Below are 18,530 nucleotides of genomic sequence, written 5' to 3'. Positions count from 1 at the left end.
CATGCGAGCCGGAAACGGCAAGCGACCAATCCCTATCAGCCCTTTCAGGGCTTCGCCCTCACACAAAAGGGGGAGGGCCGCGCGCATCGATCCGCCGGGCGGCGTTGACTTCTCCGATCACTCGCTGGCCGAAACGTCGCGCGAAATTTCGCTCCCCAGACGCGGACCGGATTCCATCCGGCGCGTGAGCGATTCCACAAAGCGCTCCCACCGTTCCTTGCCCATTGCCTGCGCCGCGCGCTGGGCGGTGTCTGGCAGCGGGACCGTGCTGTTCAGCCAGAAGCGGATGAACAGAGCGAGGGTTTCGTTGGAGAGGTCGAGATGCCAGGCAAGGCGATCGAGCTGGCGGGTTAGCCGGTCGAGCCTCCGCGTCACGGCTGCTTCGAGCCGCTCGGCGCCGTCAGGTGACAGATAGGAGGCGAGCGCCACCTCGACGATCGCCGCGCGCGATACCTGCCGCGCGCGCGCGGTTGCATCGAGCTGCCGCATCAACTCGGCGGGCAGACGGAAGCTGTGCTTTTCCCGCGACGCGCTCACAGGTCGATTCCGTCATCGGGATCGAGCGACGCATTACGGGCATTGCGCGCCATGCTCCGGTCGATCTGCCGCCGATCGCGGGCAGCGTCGTCGCCCGGATCGTCATTGTCGAAATCGAACTCCTTCTCCGGCGCCTTTGCCGGCGGGGCGATCTCCTCATGCTCACCGAGGTCGGGTTCGCGGCGGATGCCTGCGTTGGCGGTGTCGCTTTCGGAACCGCCCGCGGGTTCTGATCCGTCCTCGGCCGATGGGCCTTCGGTTTTTGGGGCGGGCGTGGATTCGGGCGGCGATGGCGCGGCTATCGGAGCGAGCGCCGTCCAGTCATCTTTCGGGCGCCGGGCAGCCTCAAGTGGTTTTGATGCCGGCGGCGGGAGGATGCGGGCCATGAAGCGCGGGTCGGCATAGTAGCGTGCCTTGGCCGCCCGGATCGGCGGGATGCCCGCGACCATCACGATCTCTTCATGCTCGGGAAGCTGCATGATTTCGCCAACGGTCAGCAATTGACGCGCGGACTCCTGCCGGGAGACCATCAGATGGCCGAGCCAGGGGCTGAGGCGATGGCCGGCATAGTTCTTCATCGAGCGCATCTCGGTGGTGGTGCCCAGCCCGTCCGAAATACGCTTGGCGGTGCGGTCGTCGTTGGTAGCAAAGGTCACGCGCACATGGCAGTTGTCGAGGATCGCGTTGTTCGGCCCATACGCCTTCTCGATCTGGTTGAGGCTCTGGGCGATTAAGAAGCTCTTGATGCCGTATCCTGCCATAAAGGCGAGCGCGCTTTCGAAGAAGTCGAGCCGGCCGAGGGCCGGGAACTCGTCAAGCATGATGAGCAGCCGATGTTGCTTGCCCTTCGCCGTCAACTCCTCGGTCAGCCGCCGCCCGATCTGGTTGAGGATCAGCCGGATGAGCGGCTTGGTCCGGCTGATGTCGGAAGGCGGCACGACCAGATAGAGTGAGACCGGCCCTGCGCTGTCGACCAGATCCCGGATGCGCCAGTCGCAGGCGCGCGTCACCTGAGCGATTACGGGATCGCGGTAGAGGCCGAGGAACGACATGGCGGTCGACAGCACGCCCGATCGCTCATTGTCCGATTTGTTGAGCAGCTCGCGCGCGGCCGACGCGACGACGGGATGGACGCCGGCTTCGCCCAGATGCGGCGTGGTCATCATCGCGCGGAGCGTCGTTTCGATCGGCCGTTTGGGATCGGAGAGGAAGGCCGCGACGCCGGCCAACGTCTTGTTCTCCTCGGCATAAAGGACGTGAAGGATCGCGCCGACCAGCAGCGCATGGCTGGTTTTTTCCCAATGGTTGCGCTTTTCTAGGCTCCCTTCGGGGTCGACCAGCACGTCGGCGACGTTCTGGACGTCGCGCACCTCCCATTCGCCTTTGCGCACCTCGAGCAACGGATTGTAGGCGGCGGACAAGGCATTGGTCGGATCGAAGAGCAGCACGCGACCGTGCCGCGCGCGAAAGCCCGCGGTGAGTTGCCAGTTCTCGCCCTTGATGTCGTGGACGATCGCCGAGCCGGGCCAGGTGAGCAAGGTCGGGAGGACCAGGCCCACACCCTTGCCGCTCCGGGTCGGGGCAAAGCAGAGGACATGCTCCGGGCCGTCATGGCGAAGATAGCGCGGACCATGGCAGCCGAGCACCACGCCGTCCTCGCTGAACAGGCGCGCGCGCGTGATCTCCTTTTCGCTAGCCCAGCGTGCCGAACCGAAGGTCTCCGCCCGTTTCGCCTCGCGCGCGCGCCAGACCGACATGGCGATCGCAACGATCACCGAGAGGATCCCACCCGATGCCGCGATATAGCCGCCTGTCACAAAAACAGCGGGCGCATAGGCATCGAAGCTGAACCACCACCAGAAGAAGGCCGGCGGATAATAGACGGGATAGCCGGCGACCTGGAACCAGGGGTTTCCGAGTTCGGGCTGATAGGCGAGAGCCTGGGCGGTCCATTGAGTCGCTGTCCAGATCGCGGCCAGCACGATCATGAAGACGGCGATGACCTGCGCCCAAAGAATCCGGGTAGCGTTCATGGGTCGACCTTTCTGGAAGCGAATGAGAGAGCTTCCCGCGTGCGCGATGCGGAGCATCCGTTGGCGGGATGAAGCGGACGCGGGCTCACAGCCCGAGACCCCGGCCACGACCGAGCGCCCAATCAACGCTGCCGCCACGCCCCATCGTGCCGTTGATATGCTGGCCGAGATGCTGGTCGAGCGCGGGGCGCCAGGGCACGAGCTGGAAGCCGAGCCCATCGTCGATCATCGCGAACCGCCCCGACGCCAACGTCACCCGCTCGCGATAGACGCCGCTCACATAGTCGCCTTCGGCCGATGGCCGGTGGGCAAGGCCGGTACGCGCGGCAATCGCATCGGTTTCGTGAGCCATTTCCCGCGCGCGCAGCGTCTCGATCAGGTCACGCTCGAAGCGGAAGCCCTTGCCTTGGCGCCGCGCGAGGCCGGCGGATTCGAGTTCGCGCGACCGCGCGTCCATCGCATCGCGGATCTCGATGCCGAACCCGTTGCCGGTCGCGACAGGCTCACGCGCGACGAGCTGGCGATCGAGCCAGGTGGCGCCGGGTGCGGTGATCTGCTCGCGCAGCGGAAGATCCGAGCGGGTCGCGAGCGAGAGCCGGTCCTTACCCTTGCCGTCCTGCCAGCGTCGCACGTCGACGATCGCGCCTGGCCGGGCGTCGCCGGTCATGTCGAGATCGTCGAAGCGGATATGATGCGTGCGCCCGTCCGCGCCGTCGATCACGGCATAGGCGGAGCCCGCCAGTTCGTCGTGGAGGCCGCGATCGACAAGCCGGCCAACAATCGGCCCGTTTGGTGCCGCGTCGTGAAGCGCGAAGGCGTCGAGGTCAGGTGCGCGTCCGCTATCGCTCATCGCACGGTGCATCGTCTTGATGATGTCGGTGCGGATGGCGAGATCGCGAAGCGTCTGTTCCGTGCCGGCGCGGATACGCCAGATCCCCGGCGCCGTTTCTTCCGCGAGCCCCAACCGTTCCAGCTTGTCGGCGCGACCGCACAAGAGGCGGCGGGTGTCGTCGTCATCCGCACCGCCCGGCCGCAGGTCGACCGTGCCAGCGACCTCATCGGTTCTGTCGCGGAGGCGCTGGTCGAGGCTGGTCCAGCGGTCGGCTTCGACCTCGCGTACGAGCGCAGCGCGGATGTCGCGCTCGCTGCGCGGGCCGAGTTCCAGCGTGACGCGCTCCTCGGCGCGGGCCCGCACCCCTTCGCGGGTATAGTCGCGGTCGATGACGAGATCGCTCCCATCGTCGGCCCGCCCGCGCACCAGCACATGGATATGGGGATTGTCGGTGTTCCAATGATCGACCGCCACCCAGTCAAGCTCGGTGCCGAGATCGCGGGCCATGTCCTGCATCAGCTCGCGCGTGTAGGCGTGGAGGTCGTCCATCTGGCTCGCGTCCTCAGGCGAGACGATGAAGCGGAAATGATGGCGATCGTCGGCGCAGCGCTCGGCAAAGGCATCACCGTCGGCGCGGTCCGATCGGGCGTCGAACAGGCTGGCGTCGCGTCCGTCCTTGGTCACGCCGTCGCGCTTCAGATAGGAAAGGTGCCGGCCAAGCGGCGCGGCGCGGAACCGGGCGCCCTGATGTCGTACCACGCGCGCCATCACCACCACGCGCCTGGCGTTCGCCGGGCGGTGGATCCTGAGCATGGCATTGCGACCGCGGCCGCGCGCGCCCTGTCCGCGGCGTCCGGATTTGCGGCCGCTGCTGCGGGCCAGCGAGCGGGTATAGCCGGATCGTCCCGCCGCTCGTTTGACCTGAGCCGCGAAGCTCTTGGCCTTGCGCCCCGAGCCGGCTCCCCGGTCGCTGCTCCTTCCCGGCCGCACCCGGAAATTATCGTCGTCCCGGCTCATCATGAGGCCGATCGGGAGCGTGTCCGACACGCGCGACACGCAAAATCGCGACTATGACCGTCCGCTGTCGGACAGCGTGCGCGGCGGTCGGACGAAGAAACCAAGCCTGCACAACCACATAAGTGTCGATGTCCGACACGCCCTTTATCTTGCGATGATCTGCCTTCATCCTCCCAGCCAGCTCGTCCCCTACGCCGAGCTAGCGTCCCGCCCGCCACAACACGCCAAATGACGCCAGCACCGCTCATCGCGCGACCTGACCGGAAAGCGGGACGAACAGCGCGTTCGAGCCAGCAGGCGAAGCGGCGGAGCGAGGCGCCGGTGCCGTCATCGCGATGCGCGTCGGCGGCGCGTCCTGTGCAGCGGCAGTGCGCTCGGAAGCCCCATCACTGCGCGCCGTGAACAGCATCGCGCTGCGCCAATCCGGTAGGACGGCAGCAGGTCGAGCGGACGAAGTGACGCTCGATACGCCCATTGCCGGTGCGATGCGTGCGACATAGGCGACGGTCTCGGGGGGTAGCGATCGCCCGCCCGCCCGCCAGTCGTCGACGCGCCGTGGTCCCGCATTATAGGCGGCGAGCATCGAGGTCAGATCGCCATAGCGATCGAACATCGCGCGCAGATAGGCGGCACCGGCCAGGATGTTCGCGCGGACCTCGAATGCATCAGTGCCAAGCCCATGTCGGGCAGTCAGTCCGCGCCATGTCGCCGGCATGATCTGCATCAGCCCCATCGCTCCGGCGGGCGATAAAGCGCGCGGATTGCCGGCGCTTTCGGCCCGCATCACCGCCCAGATCAGATCCTCTGGGAGGCCGAACCGGGCGGACGCCTCGCCGACATGAGCGGCGTAGGGATGGAGGGCAGAGGCACGCGGCGCGACATTCTGGGCGCTGCTCGCGACCGGAAAGGCGGCAGTCGCGTAGCCTGCGATCAGCAGGGAAAATGCAAAGCGGATTGCGCGGCGACGGAGATGACGAGACATAGCTCATTCCCCCCGCTTGCTGCGCGCCGGTCGCGACCAGAGCAGGACATGGGCATCCGCTTCGCCGCGCGCCGGCACGAGATTGGCGCGCAAAGGGCGAGCGAGCGTCGGGCAATCGATCTGCAGCGCGATGAAGCTGCCGCCGCCGTCGCGTTCATGAGTCCAGCCCGAACCGATCTCCGGCCCATCCCCATTGTCGTCGAGATGGACGCGCCAGTCCGGCGCTTTCTCCTTGCCGGGCTGCGCCGGCACCAGTCGCAGCGGAACATCGAGCGCGAGAGTTTGAAGACGGCCGGCATAGCCGGAACCGACCTCACGAAAGCGACCTATTTGCATGACGAGTCTCCTTTGCAGTGAGCGGGGGAAGCAGGCGCGGCGCGCAGACCGCGCCAGCGGAGCGGCTGGCCGGGCGCATCGCGCGTGAGGATCGGGGAGGCGCGGCCGAGCAATCCGCTGGCTGGGATCGGTCCGAAATAGCGGCCGTCCATGCTGTCCGGCGCGCTGGCGAGCAGGAACAGTTCGCGTTTCCCGACGATCCGGCAGCCCTGCCATGTCGGCAGGGCGCGGCCGAGACGATCGCGCGACCGCGCCACGACCTTTTGCAGGCCGTCGACCGTCACGATGCTTCCGCGACGGCAGATGCGCGCGCCGGGACCAGCGGCGATCTGCTTCAGGAGCGGCACGTCGACCGGGAGATAATGGCGCTCGGCAAGGAAGCGGGCGAGATGCGCTGGCGGTCGGATTGCGACAAGGTCGCCGACGGCTGGCTGTTCGACCGCAACGACGCGGTAGAGGCCGATCGGCTCGCTGGCGCTGGCGTTCCAGATGAGCCGAGGATGCGGCGCGAGCACGGCGATGACGATGAACAGGCCACCGAAGACGCCGGCAACGATTGGCGTCAGGAGCGCATAGCCGATGCGGATCATGACTCGATCGCCTTGCGCTTGAGCCACGCCGCATGGCGTTCTGCGGTATAGGGGCGGGGGCGCTCGCCGATGCTCAGCCGGTTGTGGACGTGGCGCCAATGGTCGGGGGCGGCATCACACGGATCGACGCCGACGGCCTCCACCGCATCGATCGCAGCCAGCACGGCGCGGACCTTCGCCCAGCCCTGGATTGACAGATAGAGTTCGCCGCCAGGCCGCACGAACGGCACGGTCGTATAGGCCTCGCCCGATCGCACGGCGCGCAGGATATCGATCCGCGAATGGACCGTGCCATAGTCGTTCGCCACCCAGCGGACGAACGCGAACACAGCGTCGGGCCTGAACGAAACCACGCGCGTCTTGCGGGTCATGATCCGCTCGGCCGCGACGCGCCCGAAGCGAATCCAGTGTTCGAGACGCTTCTCGATCCAGATCAGTTCGACGTCGGTCATCGCGTCGCGCGGCGACGGCGTGTGGCGGGGCATCGCCGCCGCGCCGGTGGGCGGGTGGTTCATGGTGTATCTCCGGAAGGGGGGATGGATTTGGGCAGCGGGCTACCCAGCGGCAGCGCAGCAGCGATCCGCGCGTTGGCGCGAGCGGCCATCTGGGCGTCGATCTCGCAGCCGATATAGCGGCGACCCGTCGCGCGGGCGGCTTCACCGGCGACGCCTGAACCGGCGAACCAGTCGCCGATCAGGCCGCCGGGCGGACAGCTCGTTCGGATCAGGATTTCGATCAGGCCGAGCGGCTTCTCGGTCGGATGGATCGCGCGACCATGACAATTGCGCGCGAAGATGACCGAGCGCATCAGGCGCGGGCCGCCATCTTCGCTGACATAATATCCGCGCTCAATCTGACCCGTATGGGGCGGCCGCATTTTGCGCCGCACCGTCCGCGCGGCCGCGTCGGGCGTGGTCTGGACGTCGTTGTAAATGCCGTCCCAGCGCGCATCCGAATGATAGAATTGAACTATCAGCTCGTGGACACGCTTGAAACGATTGGCGTGGAAGGCGCTGCCGTTCTGCTTTTCCCACACAACTTCCTGCGCATAGCGAAAGCCCGCGGCGCGCAGCTCGGCCGCGATCGTCAGGAAGCTGCGCAGCGACCCGAACAACCAGAGCGAGCCGGATTGGCGCAGGCTTTGTTGCGCAAGCGCGAGCCAGCCTTCGACGCGGCGATCCCAGCCGAGCGCCGTGTCGCCATAGGGCGGATCGGCGAGGATCATGTCGAACGGCGCATGATCGGGCATGATGGCGCGGCAGTCGCCGATCAGCACCGTCATGGCACCCTCCGGCGGCCCGCTGTCCGAAACGCGACCGCGATATCCACAGGCGCGCGGTGCGTTAGCAAGAATCCGAAGGATTCTTCTCTATTAGCATGGTTAGAGGGAGCCGGAATCGCTGTTTTATTTCTGGAGGTTACGAGGAGTTTGGGTTCCCGATAGGACGACTCCGCGGTTCCTGATCGGACGACTCTGGCGGTTCCTGATAGGACGAGCGTCATCGTCGCTTATCCACGCGCCTTGATCCGGACGCGGCGCATGGCGGCGTCGAACGGATCGACCGGCAGAGGAGCGAAGGCCAGGCGTTCGCGGCCATGATCCGAGCCGATCGCAAGGCGATATCCGGGCAAAGGCTGGCGGCGCACGATGTCGCGCAGTTCGAAGGCAAAGCGCTTCAATGGCGAGAGCGCGCCTGATTTCAGATGGAGATGCGCGACATCGAAGCTCCAGCCGCCTTGTTGACGGCCACCATGCTTGCGCACGATCCGGTACAGCCAGCGCTCCAGCCCGCCGGTCAGGTCGAAATAAGCGCGGTCGATCGTCAGGACGAGCGCACGGTCGAGCACGCCCGCATAGAACCAATCAGGCAGGATGAGTTGGATGCCGAGCGCGCGACCGGTATCGTCGGTCAGTTCCTGCCATTCATTGATCCATGAGAAGCGGTGACGCCGGCGCTGGTGATGCTGGCGGATCGAGGTTGCGACCGTGGTCGATTGGAGCCGATCGAGCGCGGCCTTGAGGCGTTCGTAATTGTCGCGGCCGGTGCCGCGTCCGACGAAGGTCAGGATTTCGTGCGGCGTCGTCGCCATGAGCCGCGAGGTCGGGCGCCGCGCATCGCGCGCCTCGACGAGCTGACTCGCGGCCCAGATCAGGATGTCCGCATCCCAGATTGTGGCCATGCCATGTTCGGGCACCGCCTCGACCGAAATCCAGGTCTCGCCCATGCGGAACTCGATCGGCGCGGTGCGCCGCGACTTGGCGAGGCTGAAGAAAGGCCAGGCCATCAGATCCTGCGCATCGCGGGGCGCGACGTCGCCCGGGACCGACCGGAACAGGTCGAGCTGGAGGCGCTCGCCATCCGCGCGATGGATATTGGCGGGTGCCATCAGCTCAGCGCCGAATCGGGCTGGCGGAGCGTTTCGCCGGAAGGCAGGCGCCTGGTCCCGGATCGGAGGTCGAGTTGCGAAGACCCTGTGCGACCCAGGCGTCGAGCGCTTCGACCGAATAGACCACGCGGCCGCCCAGCTTATGAAAGGCAGGACCGGTGCCGTAGCAGCGATGCTTCTCCAGCGTGCGCGGGCTAAGCCCGAGCCGAAGCGCAGCATCGGGCGTCTTCAGAAAGCGGGTTGCAGTCGTGTCCGCCGATTCGGGCATGATCGTCCTCCATCGCGTCGGCGGCGGCAGAAGGCGGCCGCGGACAGCATGGAGGGACATTGGCGAACAAGGATCGGCGCGGTGGAGCGGCTGTTTTTAGCGTCCGATTTTTGTCGCACCTGATCTCAGCCGCGTAGCAAGGTGCGATAGCCACCATCGCGCAACGCAAACGCTTCCTCCATCAGACGCTGGGTGCGGCGGCGTTCCGACGACGTTTTCCAATCGGTGCCGCGACCGACACCCATGTCGACGTACAGGAGTGCGCGCGCGATGTCGTAGGTGGTGGCCTCGGGATATTCCCGGTCCTTCGCCATGTCGATGATATCGAGGAGCAGCGATAGTCGGTGCCGCTGGAAGGCGGTGGGCATGAAGCCGCGCGGCAACTTCGCGGGTGGCGCGCCGGCAAGGCGCCGATCGAGTCGCCGGACGGCGGCGAGGCGCAGATCGAGGCTCGCATCCTTCGCGATCACATAGGCAAGCGGGCGCCCGGGCGACGTGTCGCGCAGCCACAGACGATGCAGGCCGTCGGTGTCTGCAAGGACGAGGTGGCGGCCGTTCGAAAGGTGGCGGTCGACGAGGATCAGCGGCCAATCGTCGAGAGCGACCGAGGTGGCGATGCCCAAATCAGGATCGGCCGTGTCGAGGACCACCGTTGTGGGCGATAGGGCGGCAAGCCAGATGGCCGGTTCAACCGCAGCCGATCGATCCGGGGCACATGGGAAAGTCCAACCCCCAGAACCGGGCCATCGTCTCGCGCCCGGGAGTTGCTCGATCGCCTTCGGGGCCGCGCATGACCATCTCATATTGCGATCGATATGTCGGATTGCGACGCAGAAACTCTTGCGCGAAACCGGCGAAATCGAGAGCCTGGCGCTCGGTATCGAGTTTTCTTGGCATGACCTGCACCCGCGAACCCGTTGGAAGGGAAGCGAATTTGGCGCGTCGCCAGGGTTGGCGGCATTCCCGAAATGGGGGATAGGCCTCCCCCAAAAGGGGGAGTCCTCATCGGTGTCGCCCGCGATAAACTCGGATTGTGTCCGGAGGCTGCCGGCCTTCTTCGTCTTCCGCGCGAACCGTGAAGATCGCTGTCGTTGGGGTTTCCGCCTCCGTAGCGCACCCGTCCGGTCTGGAATGGCCCGCCCGGCGAACCAGGCGGGCCGACCGGCTTCAATCGCGGTCGCGGCGTGCCGGGCGGGTCCAGACGAGATCGTGTTCACCATTCTCGCCGTCGAAGAGCTGGGCGAAGATGGGAGCGACGAAGCTCGGATCGTCGAGTTTCAGCGAGAGATAATGGCGGTCATCGTTGGTCCGCTTGCTCCAGCCAGCGCCGATTTCGACGGAGTCGCCGATATAGACGCGGTGGCTGGGGGCGTTGCCGCTGGCTTGTTCATCGGCGACGATGCGAACCGACTGGGCCTGAAGCGTGAGGGTGGTGATCTGGCCCCGGAGTTCGCCCGAAACCTTCTTGAAGCTGCCGATCTTTGCCATGATGCCGTTCCTTCTCAGTCGAGCCGCGCCATTGCGGCCTCGATGCGCTGGTCAGGCCGGCAGGCGACCGGCGCTGCAGCCGAAGGCCCGCAGCAAAGCGGAGGACGGCTTGGGCGGGGCTTTCTTGGTGCGCGAGGAACGGCGGCACGCCGGGGGAAGAAAGTTTGGGCCAAGCCGTTGCGGCAAGCCGGGAGAGCGTCAGCGTCCCTGACGGCAAATAAGCGCATCGACACGAGGCCGTTTTGGCAGCGGATGACGAAGGGGCAGTGTTGACGATGACCACTGCGGCAGGTTTCGGCGATTCCGGGTGGGCTCTTTTCCGATCAACCCGTCAGGGCCGGATACGTCCATCGCCTACATCCTGGTGAATCCCCCCCTCCCACCGGAGCCTCAGCGCCCAGTCGTGCAATGACGCGGCCGATAAGGGCTAGGAAGAGGTCGACGTCCCGGCTGTGCTTTGTGAGGCCGGTCCCGCGACCGCTTCGCCTGCGAGCCGCATCCAGGCGGTGCCGGCGATCATGACTGCGCCGACCCAGCTCAGCAGCGACAAGATGATACCCGGGTCAATAGCCAGTCCAGCGATGCCATAGACGGCATGGTAGCCCGCAATCCCGGCGGGCACCACGAACAGGAGTGCGATGCCGAGCCGAATCAACGGTGAGCGGACATAGGCGAACAGTAACTGACCCGCGACCAGCACCGCGACGCCGCTGACGAATCCGCCAAGGATCGCGGCCTTCCGAGACGAATGATCGTCGGACGCGCCCGCCACCACCTCCACAGCGCTATCGTGCGTGAGCAGGATAACGCCGCTTCGTGCGGCGCGAAACACGAAAATGTTTCGCCGAAAGAGCGAGTTCGTCGCTTCGATCACGATGGGAACGGATCATATTCCTGCACCACCTGGGCAGGATTGCCGTCGAATTCTTCCCAAGGCATCACGGCGTAGCCTTTGTCGGTCCGGATGAGGACGATGACGGTCATCAGCGTGCGCGCGAGATTCCAGGCGAGCGATTGGGCGGTCCTGAGTGGCATGACATCAACTCCTGTCGGAAGGAGCGGAGGCCATCCCCGCTCGACAGGTGCTCCGGCGGACGGGGCCTGGCCGCAATCACCGCGCCGGCTTGCCCAAGCGGCCGCACGCGCAGCGTAGCGGACCCTTTACGGGTTGATTGAAGGAGGCCGGGTTTCGGCCATAGGGATCAGCGCCTCACTAGAGCGGGTGTGGCCTTCCGATCCTGGGAGAGGTTGACTGCCGTGTCGTCGCCCGATCGATCGCCTGGAATCTCGCCTCGGCGGATCGATCTCCATATCCTGTCTGGATTGGCGCCGGCCATGTCGGGAGATTGAACAAGCGCAGGGATATGACGATCGGAAGGGTCGTATGTGAACCTTGCAAAACCGGAGCGAGCGGTGCCCGCCCCGGTACAAAAGAGTATTCAGCGTAGCGGCCAGCCGCAGCGTTCAGCCAGCGATGGCCGCGACGGGATAGCGGCTTCCCGCGCCATATCGGCGATGACCCCGTCGGTCAGGCCATCAAGCGTATAGCCCTTAGCGCCCGCGGCTGCGACCAGCCCCGCAAGATCGGGATATTCCTCAAGCCGGGTGCCGAGCCATAGACCCGGATCGTCTGACTTTGGATCCTCAAACGCCTGAAGAAAATAGGTGCGCATCGGCGGATCGTAACCGATGGTCGCGTCGGTGTCGGTCGCATCTGCCGAGCGGACGGTGACCGGATGACGGCTCATGAGCCTCTCCTCGATTTCCAAGAGGGTAAAAAAGTGGCCCCGCCCGAGGGCGGGGCCGATGCCGGCGAGTCAGGCCGGCGGGTTCCAGATCGCGACCTTCTTCGAAGGATCGTCGCCCGGAGCATTGGCGATATTGGCGTAGATGGTGCCAAATTCGGGGGCGGACAGCGACAGCGAGGTGTATTCGGCGCCGGTGTTCTGCGAGAAGCGGTCCCAGCCGGCACCCAGCTCGAAGCCATTCTTGCGGCTGACGACCCGCCAGTCGGGCTCGTTTTCCTTGGTCTTGCGACCGTTGCGGATGATCGAGATCGGCGCCGTGACGGTGAGGGTCGCGAGCGTGCCCTCCATGCTGCCGTCGGACTTCACGGTGAGGTTAGCGATAGTGGCCATGTTCAAACTCCTTCGGATGATCGGGGACCATCCCCGATGGCGGCCAAAGGAGAGCCCGGATGCCGACGTCACCGCAGCGCACGCGGAGGGGAACCCCTTCACGGGGTTGACGGCATGAGGCGGCCGAGGATCGTATTCAGGCGACAGAAAAGGGGTTGGTCACAGGTCAGCCGGAGACGTTGCGTCACATGGCTTCTGGCCCTCCGTGAACTATGGCACATGGGCGGCCCCGCCATCCTCGCCAGAAGTGCCACCCTCGATTTTCACGTCCGCATGCCAAGCGGATGCCGGTGGGATGTCCTCAGCCGTTGATCGGCAATGGGGAGTGTCGGCGCGATATCCTCACAGGCCGGAGCCAAATGCCTGCTTGTGACGACACTCGTGAGATTGCCCATCCGCACTTCCCCGCATTCGGCGGCGATCCGTTCGGCAATCGCGTTACCCCGGCTACCTGCTGCGTGGCGCGGTCGATCGAGGGCGATTACACTGGCAGAATGGAACCTGTCGATGAAGCCAACGCGTTTCACATGGCGCGCGAGCTGATCGCGGAGCATGGCGATGATGTCGCTGCCGTTCTCCAGGCCAAGATCGATGACCTGATGGCGGCCCGCGACCTCGACGAGCTGGCTCTCTGGTTTATCGTCAGGAATGCCGTCACGATCACACTGGAGTCCGATTCCACGCTGCATTAGCGCGCAAAATCTGAAGTAGATTTGTCGGTGACGGGACCGTCATTCGGGATGCAAAGTCAATGACGACAGCAGCTTCGCAAGCGCGTCGCGACGCTCCGCCATTCTGCCGGCAAGATCGCGCAGGATAATCCCCTGATAGGAGGTGCTAGCCGTCGAAACATCGAATGGCATTTCGCTGGCATGGATGATGCGCCCAATTTCCCCAAATATGCGGGGATCGGATTGCGGAAATTGCTGAAGCGCGCGCAATTGCGAACGCAACCCCTCGATGTCGTCCCGTTGTGACGACAGATCTTGTCCACCAAGATTGACCAAATTCGAGCCAGAGATAGCGACTGCTTCGATCTCTCCAGATAGTCGGATCACTTCGGCAATCAGATGCGCCTTGCGCTCATGCTCTTCATTCCGTGCCAATTTCCGGAGCCTGTGCGCGTTGCGCTCCTGGCCGAAGGCTATCCACAGGGCCGCAACGACGGCGCTAGTGCTCGCAATCGCCGAAGCCCAATCGGCCGCATTTCCCCAATCGATAGCCAAAGGACAGAACATCAATCCCTCCCCTCCAGGATGGTTTTCCAGGCCAATCCCGTGTTTCCCGGGAAAAGGTCGTCGACGGGCGTCATGTCATAGGTAAAGCCTGCCCCGACGCGGGCAAAGTTCGATGCCTGAATCCCTACCCAGAGCAGGGCCAGATTCTTGTCCGCGGTGCAAAGCTGAATGGCTTCGTCGGGGAAACAGCTGAGCATCGCGATGAACAGTTCGATGGCCCGGAGGTCAGCGAGCGCATTATAGGCATCGGCTTCGGTATAGCCGTTCCGGAATTTCAACAGGCGTTTGGCCGGGCTCTTGCCATTGGGAACGGCAACGGCGCTGAGGGCTGTCAGCACGGTGATGGATTGCCGCGGCACACCGTGAAGGTCGGCGGCTGCAATAATGTCATTCCATCGGGCTTCGACATTGGCCCGCGCAACCGGCGACACCAGCAATGGCGCGAGGTGACATAGAAAACGCTGCTTGTTCTCCAGGGAGGCACGGGAATCCTTGATGAGACCAAGCGCGCCCTTCAGATGCTCCGGACCAACGGTGATCTCGGCCTTGGGCAGCGCCACGCGCAATTTGGCCGCCACCTCCTGCATCTGCCCCTCAGCTTCGGTCGGAGTGGGAGTGGACCGGCGATTGCCCTCCATCACGAAGAGTAGAGGATTGATGCGGATGGGCTGGTCAGCGAACAAGTCTAGGAAATCCCGTTGTTCGCGGCGCCGTCGTCCGTTTTCGAACCTGCCAACGATCTGGGTGACGACGTTCCGATCGACCAGCATCGTGGTATTCTGTCGGGTGACGGCAAAGGCCGATGGCAGCCACCCGCCTTTGACAAGACCGATCGCGCAGGAGGTGAAAGGGCTGTCGAGAGTTGTCGCGATGTTGATGACTTGGCCCGGCACCCTCCCTTCAACCGTCGATTCGACTAGCGTGCCATTACGGCAGTTAAGCGGGATGGTGATGGGTTGATCGAGGCGGGCATCGCGCAAGGCTGCAAAGTCGAGCGGCTGCACTTCAGCATTGGCAAATGCGATCGTGCGTGGCGGTCCGCCGTCCGGTCCTTCAAGTTCGGTCAAGACGAACATCGGGTCGCCTTCTTGCGGATCGCTCAATGGCGATGCTCCGGAACCCGTCGTCAACGGGATGATATCCGTCGGCGTCTGACGATGATGTCCCGTGCCTTGAGTTCATCAGCTAGCGCCGCGACGCGAAGGAGATCGACCGGCGGGGACGCCTGCAACCGGACAAAGGCGCGATCAAAAATGGCCGCGCAGGGCACGCCGGTCAGGCGTGAATCAAAGATGATCCCGTCCACCGCCGTTCGCCGGTGCAGCGCTTCGGCGAAGGCTTGCCCAGCGACATGCGCGCGGCTGCCTTTCGCATCGGTATCGATCCCCATGTCATAAGCTCCGCCTCCCGACAGGTCGACCAGCATGAGCGGCGCAGTCGTGCTGATAGTGGTGGCTGCGAGGCTTTCGAGATAGGGCCGGTAGAGGTAGCGCCGCTGCTTGCCGACAAAACGGTCACGGATCACCGCCTCTGCAAGCACTGTCGGAAAATCCTGGGCTGCATAGAGGACGCGAAACAATTGGCCGGGGCTGGAAAAGCGGCTCGAGCCGAAGCCGGCATCGCAGGGCGTCGCGCGATGCCGGTCCGGAATGATGCGCGGCCAGTCAGCGAGGTCGACGGGCCCGGTGCGCGCTGCAATGCGCCGGAGATCGAGTTTCACTGATAATCCAGCGCGCCTTCGGCCGCGCGCGCGACCTCATCGATCTTGCCTTTGCGCAACCGCTCGATTGGCGCGGCGTCGCCGGTATGGCGATTGGGCGTCACCAGCCATTCCCAGGCCGTATCATCATCGCTGAAATGCGCGCGGACTCGGTCCAGACCTTCAAGCGGGGCAAGGCGCTCGAACTGGCGTACCGGATAGACATAATTCCGCACACCCTTGCGGAATGCCAGAATCTTGTGCGCGCGACGCCAGTTATCGAGCGAGGTGCGGGCGACGCCGAGCCGTTCGGCCATATCCCCTGCGCCAAGCACTTCGGTCTCGGCCCACTGATCGCCATCGTCCTCGACGGTCACCGCATCGAGCCGGGCCAGCCCCTCGGCTTTCGAAAGCAATGTCCCGAGACCGCCGCCGGCTAGTTTGCGCGCTTCGCCGGTTTCCTCCAGCACACGCCGAACCAGCCGTTCGGGATCGGGTCTGGAGCGTTGCAGGGCATTGGCGAATTTGAGCAGCGTCGACGCGCTCAGCGTATCGAAGAACGATACTACCGCCTCGCGCGCATCCCGCCGTGTCTTGATCTGAGTCTGAACCATGGGCGTTTCCTTCATGCCCAATATAGAAAACTTGTCCAATTTGTCCATAGGCAAGCTTTGGGTCGCTGATCACTCCCGCTTGCGGAAATCCCAGACGCTGATGCCCATCTTGCGAGCCTTGTCGGCGATATTGTCCTGGATGCCGGTGCCGGGAAAGACGATCACGCCCTTGGGGCAGGTTTCCAGAATTGCGTCGTTACGCTTGAACGGCGCTGCCCGGCCATGCCGATCCCAATCGGGCTTGCGCGGATCCTGCGGCACATCATGGTCGCGCGCCCAACAGGCGCCGATGCGCTCGCCGCCCGTGTTCGTCGCGCCATGAACGAGGATCATATCGGGGATTTGGGCGCGGACCTTGTCGAGGACATCGCAGACCAGCCGGTGATTATTATAGTTGGGACCAGCGCTGAGCGCGATGCGGATGCCATCGGGATTGAGGACGCGGGCGTCCTGATAGGCGCGCCGGTCGAGCGCCTTGCGACTGTCGAGCACCGCCGAGGTTAGCGCCTTGCGGTTCACCATCGGACCGGATCGCGGCAGCCAGGGTTTGCGCAAGTGGGTGCGGAACTGGTCGGCGCCGGCGTCGCGAAGCAATTCCATCGTATCGCGGCGTTCGATCATGGTGATGCCTTCAGCGATCTTGCGTTCCAGCTCGACAGATTTGACCTCGCTGCCGTCCTGCTGGCGCTGGAGCCGCTTCTGCGCTTGCTCATTATCGTCGAGATCGCGCTCGATCCGTTCGCCCGCACGTTGGAAGACATTGACGATGTTCCAGGCGAGATCCTCAAGATCGGGTTCGATCCGGGTGTCGGACAAGCAGGATACAAGCGCGTCGAAGATGTCAGCGATGGCGCCTTCGGCGATACGGCCGTCGGGAAGCGGCCGCTGATCGGGTTCGTCTTCGAGCGGCCGGTAGCCGTAGAGCTGCATTTCCTGAAGGACATAAGCGGTGGAACCGGGCTGGGGCTCATCCTGTTCGGGCTGGTCGAGGTCGATCGCCATGGTGGGTCTCCGTTCAGAGCCGCGCCTCTCGCGGCCTTCGTGGCGACGGCTGGCGGCGGGCGGGACGGGGCCGCACCGCGCCCAAGGGCGCGGCCGGAGCGCAGCGGAGGATGGCGGGGGCAAGGCTATTTTGCTTCGCGATGCAAAGGGCCGTCAGGCCCGGCGGAAAATAGCCGCCGGACACGCGATTGTTGCCCCGGACCGTTTGCCGCAGTCGCCCTCTCAAGAAGGCCGAGCGCGCGGCGTCTCTACGGACGGACATCGCCATGCGATCGACCGGCGCAGTTCAGGGTGGTGCCAGGTTCCCCGCCTTCAGGTCGAGATCAGGAAGCGCGCGGCGTCAACGGCCCGGAGCTGCGCCCCGATCATGCTGGCCAGACGGTTGCGTCCGAAGGCGGTAAGATCGCTGTTGAAATCATCGAGCCTCGGCTCCAGCGACACGACCTCGATCCCCTTGGCAAGCGCACGCTCGGTCAAGGTCGCCAACGCACCGGCTCCAGCGGGATCGTCGTCGCGCGCGACATAGAGACGGCGAAGTGCGGCCGGAAACAGGATGGCGGCGAGATGCGCGGCGGACGTTCCGGCGATCGCAGGGGGCGTGGGCATGACCTGCCGCAGCGACAGGAGGGTCTCGATGCCCTCGCCGGCGATCATCACCGCGCCGACGCCGCCGAACCTGATGCCGTTGCCGAGAAGGTGTCCCATGGCGCGGCGGGGATAGGCAACCGGCGCCTTGGCCGAACCGTCGCGCATCAGCCAGGTCCGGTGGACGCCGGTGACACTGCCATCGAGATCGGTCACAGCCGCGATCATCGCCGGCCAAGCGGGGCGGACATCGGGTCCGTCTTCGTCCGATGGCCGATACCAGCAATGGGGATGGAAGCGCAGGGCTTCGCAGCCGGCGAGGTTGATGATGCCGCGAGCGGCAAGATGGGTCGCGGCGATCGTGCCGGCGATCGGCTTCGATGCCGCGAGGAGACGCCGCGCCGCCTCCGGCGTTCCGGTGGGCGCCTTGCTGCGCCGGATCGGCCGCTCCGGACTTGACGGCGGCTGTGGCAAACTGAGGAAGCGCCGTGCTTCATCGAGGGTCTCGCGCAGGGTGCGGTGATCGCAGGACGCGGCGATGACATCGAGAAGATCGCCATGGTCACCGCTCTGGGCATCGGTCCATTTGCCGGCCTGGCCGCGCCCATCGCGGGACGCGACCAGGCGAACATAGAGGCTGCGACCCGGCGAGTTGCGGACGTCGCCGACCAGCCAGTATCGCCCCTCCCGCCGTCCGTTAGACAGATAATGTCGGCAGACGGCTTCGGCGTGATCGGCGAGCGTGGTGGCGATCTGGCTGGCGGGACTTTGCATGAAGGGGCT

At 65.0% G+C, this 18,530-nt stretch carries 24 protein-coding genes; 1 reads left to right on the top strand and 23 read right to left on the bottom strand.

The features are described 5' to 3' along the window. Window positions 1–117: 117 nt before the first annotated feature. The 17 genes from LL253_RS08005 to LL253_RS07925 all read right to left on the bottom strand — a co-directional run bounded on the left by LL253_RS08005 (window position 118) and on the right by LL253_RS07925 (window position 12,609). Window positions 118–537, bottom strand: a complete 420-nt coding sequence (locus tag LL253_RS08005) for a ribbon-helix-helix protein, CopG family (RefSeq protein ID WP_021228143.1) — start codon at window positions 535–537, stop codon at window positions 118–120. Next, entirely contained in the window at window positions 534–2,570 is a 2,037-nt protein-coding gene (locus LL253_RS08000; protein WP_228226831.1) for a conjugal transfer protein TraG, read from the bottom strand. Before LL253_RS08000 ends, LL253_RS08005 begins: the two co-directional genes overlap by 4 nt. A gap of 85 nt (window positions 2,571–2,655) precedes the next feature. Continuing rightward, window positions 2,656–4,419: a relaxase/mobilization nuclease domain-containing protein gene (locus tag LL253_RS07995; protein ID WP_228226849.1), complete on the bottom strand. Its 1,764-nt coding sequence runs from the start codon at window positions 4,417–4,419 to the stop codon at window positions 2,656–2,658. A 244-nt stretch (window positions 4,420–4,663) separates the two neighbouring features. Next, window positions 4,664–5,401, bottom strand: coding sequence for a lytic transglycosylase domain-containing protein (locus LL253_RS07990; protein ID WP_228226830.1), 738 nt, complete (start codon window positions 5,399–5,401; stop codon window positions 4,664–4,666). A 3-nt stretch (window positions 5,402–5,404) separates the two neighbouring features. Then, window positions 5,405–5,737, bottom strand: coding sequence for a DUF736 domain-containing protein (locus tag LL253_RS07985; RefSeq protein ID WP_021228139.1), 333 nt, complete (start codon window positions 5,735–5,737; stop codon window positions 5,405–5,407). Further along, window positions 5,728–6,327 (bottom strand): S26 family signal peptidase, encoded by a 600-nt coding sequence (locus LL253_RS07980; protein WP_031298977.1) that lies wholly within the window; start codon window positions 6,325–6,327, stop codon window positions 5,728–5,730. The genes LL253_RS07985 and LL253_RS07980 overlap by 10 nt, the downstream gene beginning before the upstream one ends. Further along, window positions 6,324–6,842, bottom strand: a complete 519-nt coding sequence (locus tag LL253_RS07975; protein ID WP_228226829.1) for a DUF2840 domain-containing protein — start codon at window positions 6,840–6,842, stop codon at window positions 6,324–6,326. The genes LL253_RS07980 and LL253_RS07975 overlap by 4 nt, the downstream gene beginning before the upstream one ends. Continuing rightward, entirely contained in the window at window positions 6,839–7,609 is a 771-nt protein-coding gene (locus LL253_RS07970) for a DNA-methyltransferase (RefSeq protein ID WP_021228137.1), read from the bottom strand. Before LL253_RS07970 ends, LL253_RS07975 begins: the two co-directional genes overlap by 4 nt. Before the next feature lie 227 nt (window positions 7,610–7,836). After that, entirely contained in the window at window positions 7,837–8,715 is an 879-nt protein-coding gene (locus LL253_RS07965) for a replication initiator protein A (RefSeq protein ID WP_228226828.1), read from the bottom strand. Window positions 8,716–8,719: 4 nt separating this feature from the next. Further along, on the bottom strand, window positions 8,720–8,983 hold the full coding sequence (locus LL253_RS07960; RefSeq protein ID WP_021228135.1) for a helix-turn-helix transcriptional regulator: 264 nt from the start codon (window positions 8,981–8,983) through the stop codon (window positions 8,720–8,722). A 125-nt stretch (window positions 8,984–9,108) separates the two neighbouring features. Beyond that, window positions 9,109–9,633, bottom strand: a complete 525-nt coding sequence (locus LL253_RS07955; RefSeq protein WP_228226827.1) for a DUF2285 domain-containing protein — start codon at window positions 9,631–9,633, stop codon at window positions 9,109–9,111. A 37-nt stretch (window positions 9,634–9,670) separates the two neighbouring features. Beyond that, entirely contained in the window at window positions 9,671–9,880 is a 210-nt protein-coding gene (locus LL253_RS07950) for a transcriptional regulator domain-containing protein (RefSeq protein WP_228226848.1), read from the bottom strand. A 270-nt stretch (window positions 9,881–10,150) separates the two neighbouring features. Next, window positions 10,151–10,471, bottom strand: coding sequence for a DUF736 domain-containing protein (locus tag LL253_RS07945; protein WP_021228132.1), 321 nt, complete (start codon window positions 10,469–10,471; stop codon window positions 10,151–10,153). A 427-nt stretch (window positions 10,472–10,898) separates the two neighbouring features. Next, the gene (locus LL253_RS07940) at window positions 10,899–11,345 is read right to left on the bottom strand and encodes a hypothetical protein (protein ID WP_228226826.1); all 447 of its coding nucleotides are present in this window, start codon (window positions 11,343–11,345) and stop codon (window positions 10,899–10,901) included. Next, window positions 11,342–11,506, bottom strand: coding sequence for a hypothetical protein (locus LL253_RS07935; RefSeq protein WP_021228129.1), 165 nt, complete (start codon window positions 11,504–11,506; stop codon window positions 11,342–11,344). The genes LL253_RS07940 and LL253_RS07935 overlap by 4 nt, the downstream gene beginning before the upstream one ends. 404 nt (window positions 11,507–11,910) lie before the next feature. Next, window positions 11,911–12,219, bottom strand: a complete 309-nt coding sequence (locus LL253_RS07930) for a hypothetical protein (protein ID WP_021228128.1) — start codon at window positions 12,217–12,219, stop codon at window positions 11,911–11,913. Between the two features lie 69 nt (window positions 12,220–12,288). Next, window positions 12,289–12,609, bottom strand: coding sequence for a DUF736 domain-containing protein (locus LL253_RS07925; RefSeq protein ID WP_021228127.1), 321 nt, complete (start codon window positions 12,607–12,609; stop codon window positions 12,289–12,291). A gap of 359 nt (window positions 12,610–12,968) precedes the next feature. Between LL253_RS07925 and LL253_RS07920 the strand changes: the two genes are divergently transcribed. Then, window positions 12,969–13,301, top strand: coding sequence for a hypothetical protein (locus tag LL253_RS07920; RefSeq protein WP_228226825.1), 333 nt, complete (start codon window positions 12,969–12,971; stop codon window positions 13,299–13,301). A gap of 39 nt (window positions 13,302–13,340) precedes the next feature. On the opposite strand, the gene LL253_RS07915 is transcribed toward LL253_RS07920, so the two are convergent. The 6 genes from LL253_RS07915 to LL253_RS07890 form a co-directional block, all read right to left on the bottom strand. Beyond that, on the bottom strand, window positions 13,341–13,847 hold the full coding sequence (locus LL253_RS07915) for a hypothetical protein (protein ID WP_228226824.1): 507 nt from the start codon (window positions 13,845–13,847) through the stop codon (window positions 13,341–13,343). Continuing rightward, on the bottom strand, window positions 13,847–14,914 hold the full coding sequence (locus LL253_RS07910; RefSeq protein WP_228226823.1) for a hypothetical protein: 1,068 nt from the start codon (window positions 14,912–14,914) through the stop codon (window positions 13,847–13,849). The genes LL253_RS07915 and LL253_RS07910 overlap by 1 nt, the downstream gene beginning before the upstream one ends. 59 nt (window positions 14,915–14,973) lie before the next feature. Then, window positions 14,974–15,567, bottom strand: coding sequence for an RES family NAD+ phosphorylase (locus LL253_RS07905; RefSeq protein WP_228226822.1), 594 nt, complete (start codon window positions 15,565–15,567; stop codon window positions 14,974–14,976). After that, the gene (locus tag LL253_RS07900) at window positions 15,564–16,160 is read right to left on the bottom strand and encodes an antitoxin Xre/MbcA/ParS-like domain-containing protein (protein WP_228226821.1); all 597 of its coding nucleotides are present in this window, start codon (window positions 16,158–16,160) and stop codon (window positions 15,564–15,566) included. The genes LL253_RS07905 and LL253_RS07900 overlap by 4 nt, the downstream gene beginning before the upstream one ends. 69 nt (window positions 16,161–16,229) lie before the next feature. Next, a complete protein-coding gene (locus LL253_RS07895) occupies window positions 16,230–17,162 on the bottom strand; it encodes a DUF2493 domain-containing protein (protein ID WP_228226820.1) in 933 nt (310 codons plus the stop codon). 312 nt (window positions 17,163–17,474) lie between these two features. Next, window positions 17,475–18,521, bottom strand: coding sequence for a DUF7146 domain-containing protein (locus tag LL253_RS07890; protein WP_228226819.1), 1,047 nt, complete (start codon window positions 18,519–18,521; stop codon window positions 17,475–17,477). Window positions 18,522–18,530: the final 9 nt, after the last annotated feature.

Source organism: Sphingobium soli (assembly GCF_020782245.1).
Lineage (GTDB): Bacteria > Pseudomonadota > Alphaproteobacteria > Sphingomonadales > Sphingomonadaceae > Sphingobium > Sphingobium soli.
The sequence above is the reverse complement of the archived record's forward strand: the minus strand, read 5'-3'. Positions and strand labels throughout refer to the sequence as shown.

Coding starts and splice junctions, on each gene's coding strand:
- LL253_RS08000 (WP_228226831.1), bottom strand. CDS start 2,570: ATGAACGCTACCCGGATTCTTTGGGCGCAGGTCATCGCCGTCTTCATG.
- LL253_RS07995 (WP_228226849.1), bottom strand. CDS start 4,419: ATGAGCCGGGACGACGATAATTTCCGGGTGCGGCCGGGAAGGAGCAGC.
- LL253_RS07990 (WP_228226830.1), bottom strand. CDS start 5,401: ATGTCTCGTCATCTCCGTCGCCGCGCAATCCGCTTTGCATTTTCCCTG.
- LL253_RS07985 (WP_021228139.1), bottom strand. CDS start 5,737: ATGCAAATAGGTCGCTTTCGTGAGGTCGGTTCCGGCTATGCCGGCCGT.
- LL253_RS07980 (WP_031298977.1), bottom strand. CDS start 6,327: ATGATCCGCATCGGCTATGCGCTCCTGACGCCAATCGTTGCCGGCGTC.
- LL253_RS07975 (WP_228226829.1), bottom strand. CDS start 6,842: ATGAACCACCCGCCCACCGGCGCGGCGGCGATGCCCCGCCACACGCCG.
- LL253_RS07970 (WP_021228137.1), bottom strand. CDS start 7,609: ATGACGGTGCTGATCGGCGACTGCCGCGCCATCATGCCCGATCATGCG.
- LL253_RS07965 (WP_228226828.1), bottom strand. CDS start 8,715: ATGGCACCCGCCAATATCCATCGCGCGGATGGCGAGCGCCTCCAGCTC.
- LL253_RS07960 (WP_021228135.1), bottom strand. CDS start 8,983: ATGCCCGAATCGGCGGACACGACTGCAACCCGCTTTCTGAAGACGCCC.
- LL253_RS07950 (WP_228226848.1), bottom strand. CDS start 9,880: ATGCCAAGAAAACTCGATACCGAGCGCCAGGCTCTCGATTTCGCCGGT.
- LL253_RS07945 (WP_021228132.1), bottom strand. CDS start 10,471: ATGGCAAAGATCGGCAGCTTCAAGAAGGTTTCGGGCGAACTCCGGGGC.
- LL253_RS07935 (WP_021228129.1), bottom strand. CDS start 11,506: ATGCCACTCAGGACCGCCCAATCGCTCGCCTGGAATCTCGCGCGCACG.
- LL253_RS07930 (WP_021228128.1), bottom strand. CDS start 12,219: ATGAGCCGTCATCCGGTCACCGTCCGCTCGGCAGATGCGACCGACACC.
- LL253_RS07925 (WP_021228127.1), bottom strand. CDS start 12,609: ATGGCCACTATCGCTAACCTCACCGTGAAGTCCGACGGCAGCATGGAG.
- LL253_RS07920 (WP_228226825.1), top strand. CDS start 12,969: ATGCCTGCTTGTGACGACACTCGTGAGATTGCCCATCCGCACTTCCCC.
- LL253_RS07915 (WP_228226824.1), bottom strand. CDS start 13,847: ATGTTCTGTCCTTTGGCTATCGATTGGGGAAATGCGGCCGATTGGGCT.
- LL253_RS07900 (WP_228226821.1), bottom strand. CDS start 16,160: ATGGTTCAGACTCAGATCAAGACACGGCGGGATGCGCGCGAGGCGGTA.
- LL253_RS07895 (WP_228226820.1), bottom strand. CDS start 17,162: ATGGCGATCGACCTCGACCAGCCCGAACAGGATGAGCCCCAGCCCGGT.
- LL253_RS07890 (WP_228226819.1), bottom strand. CDS start 18,521: ATGCAAAGTCCCGCCAGCCAGATCGCCACCACGCTCGCCGATCACGCC.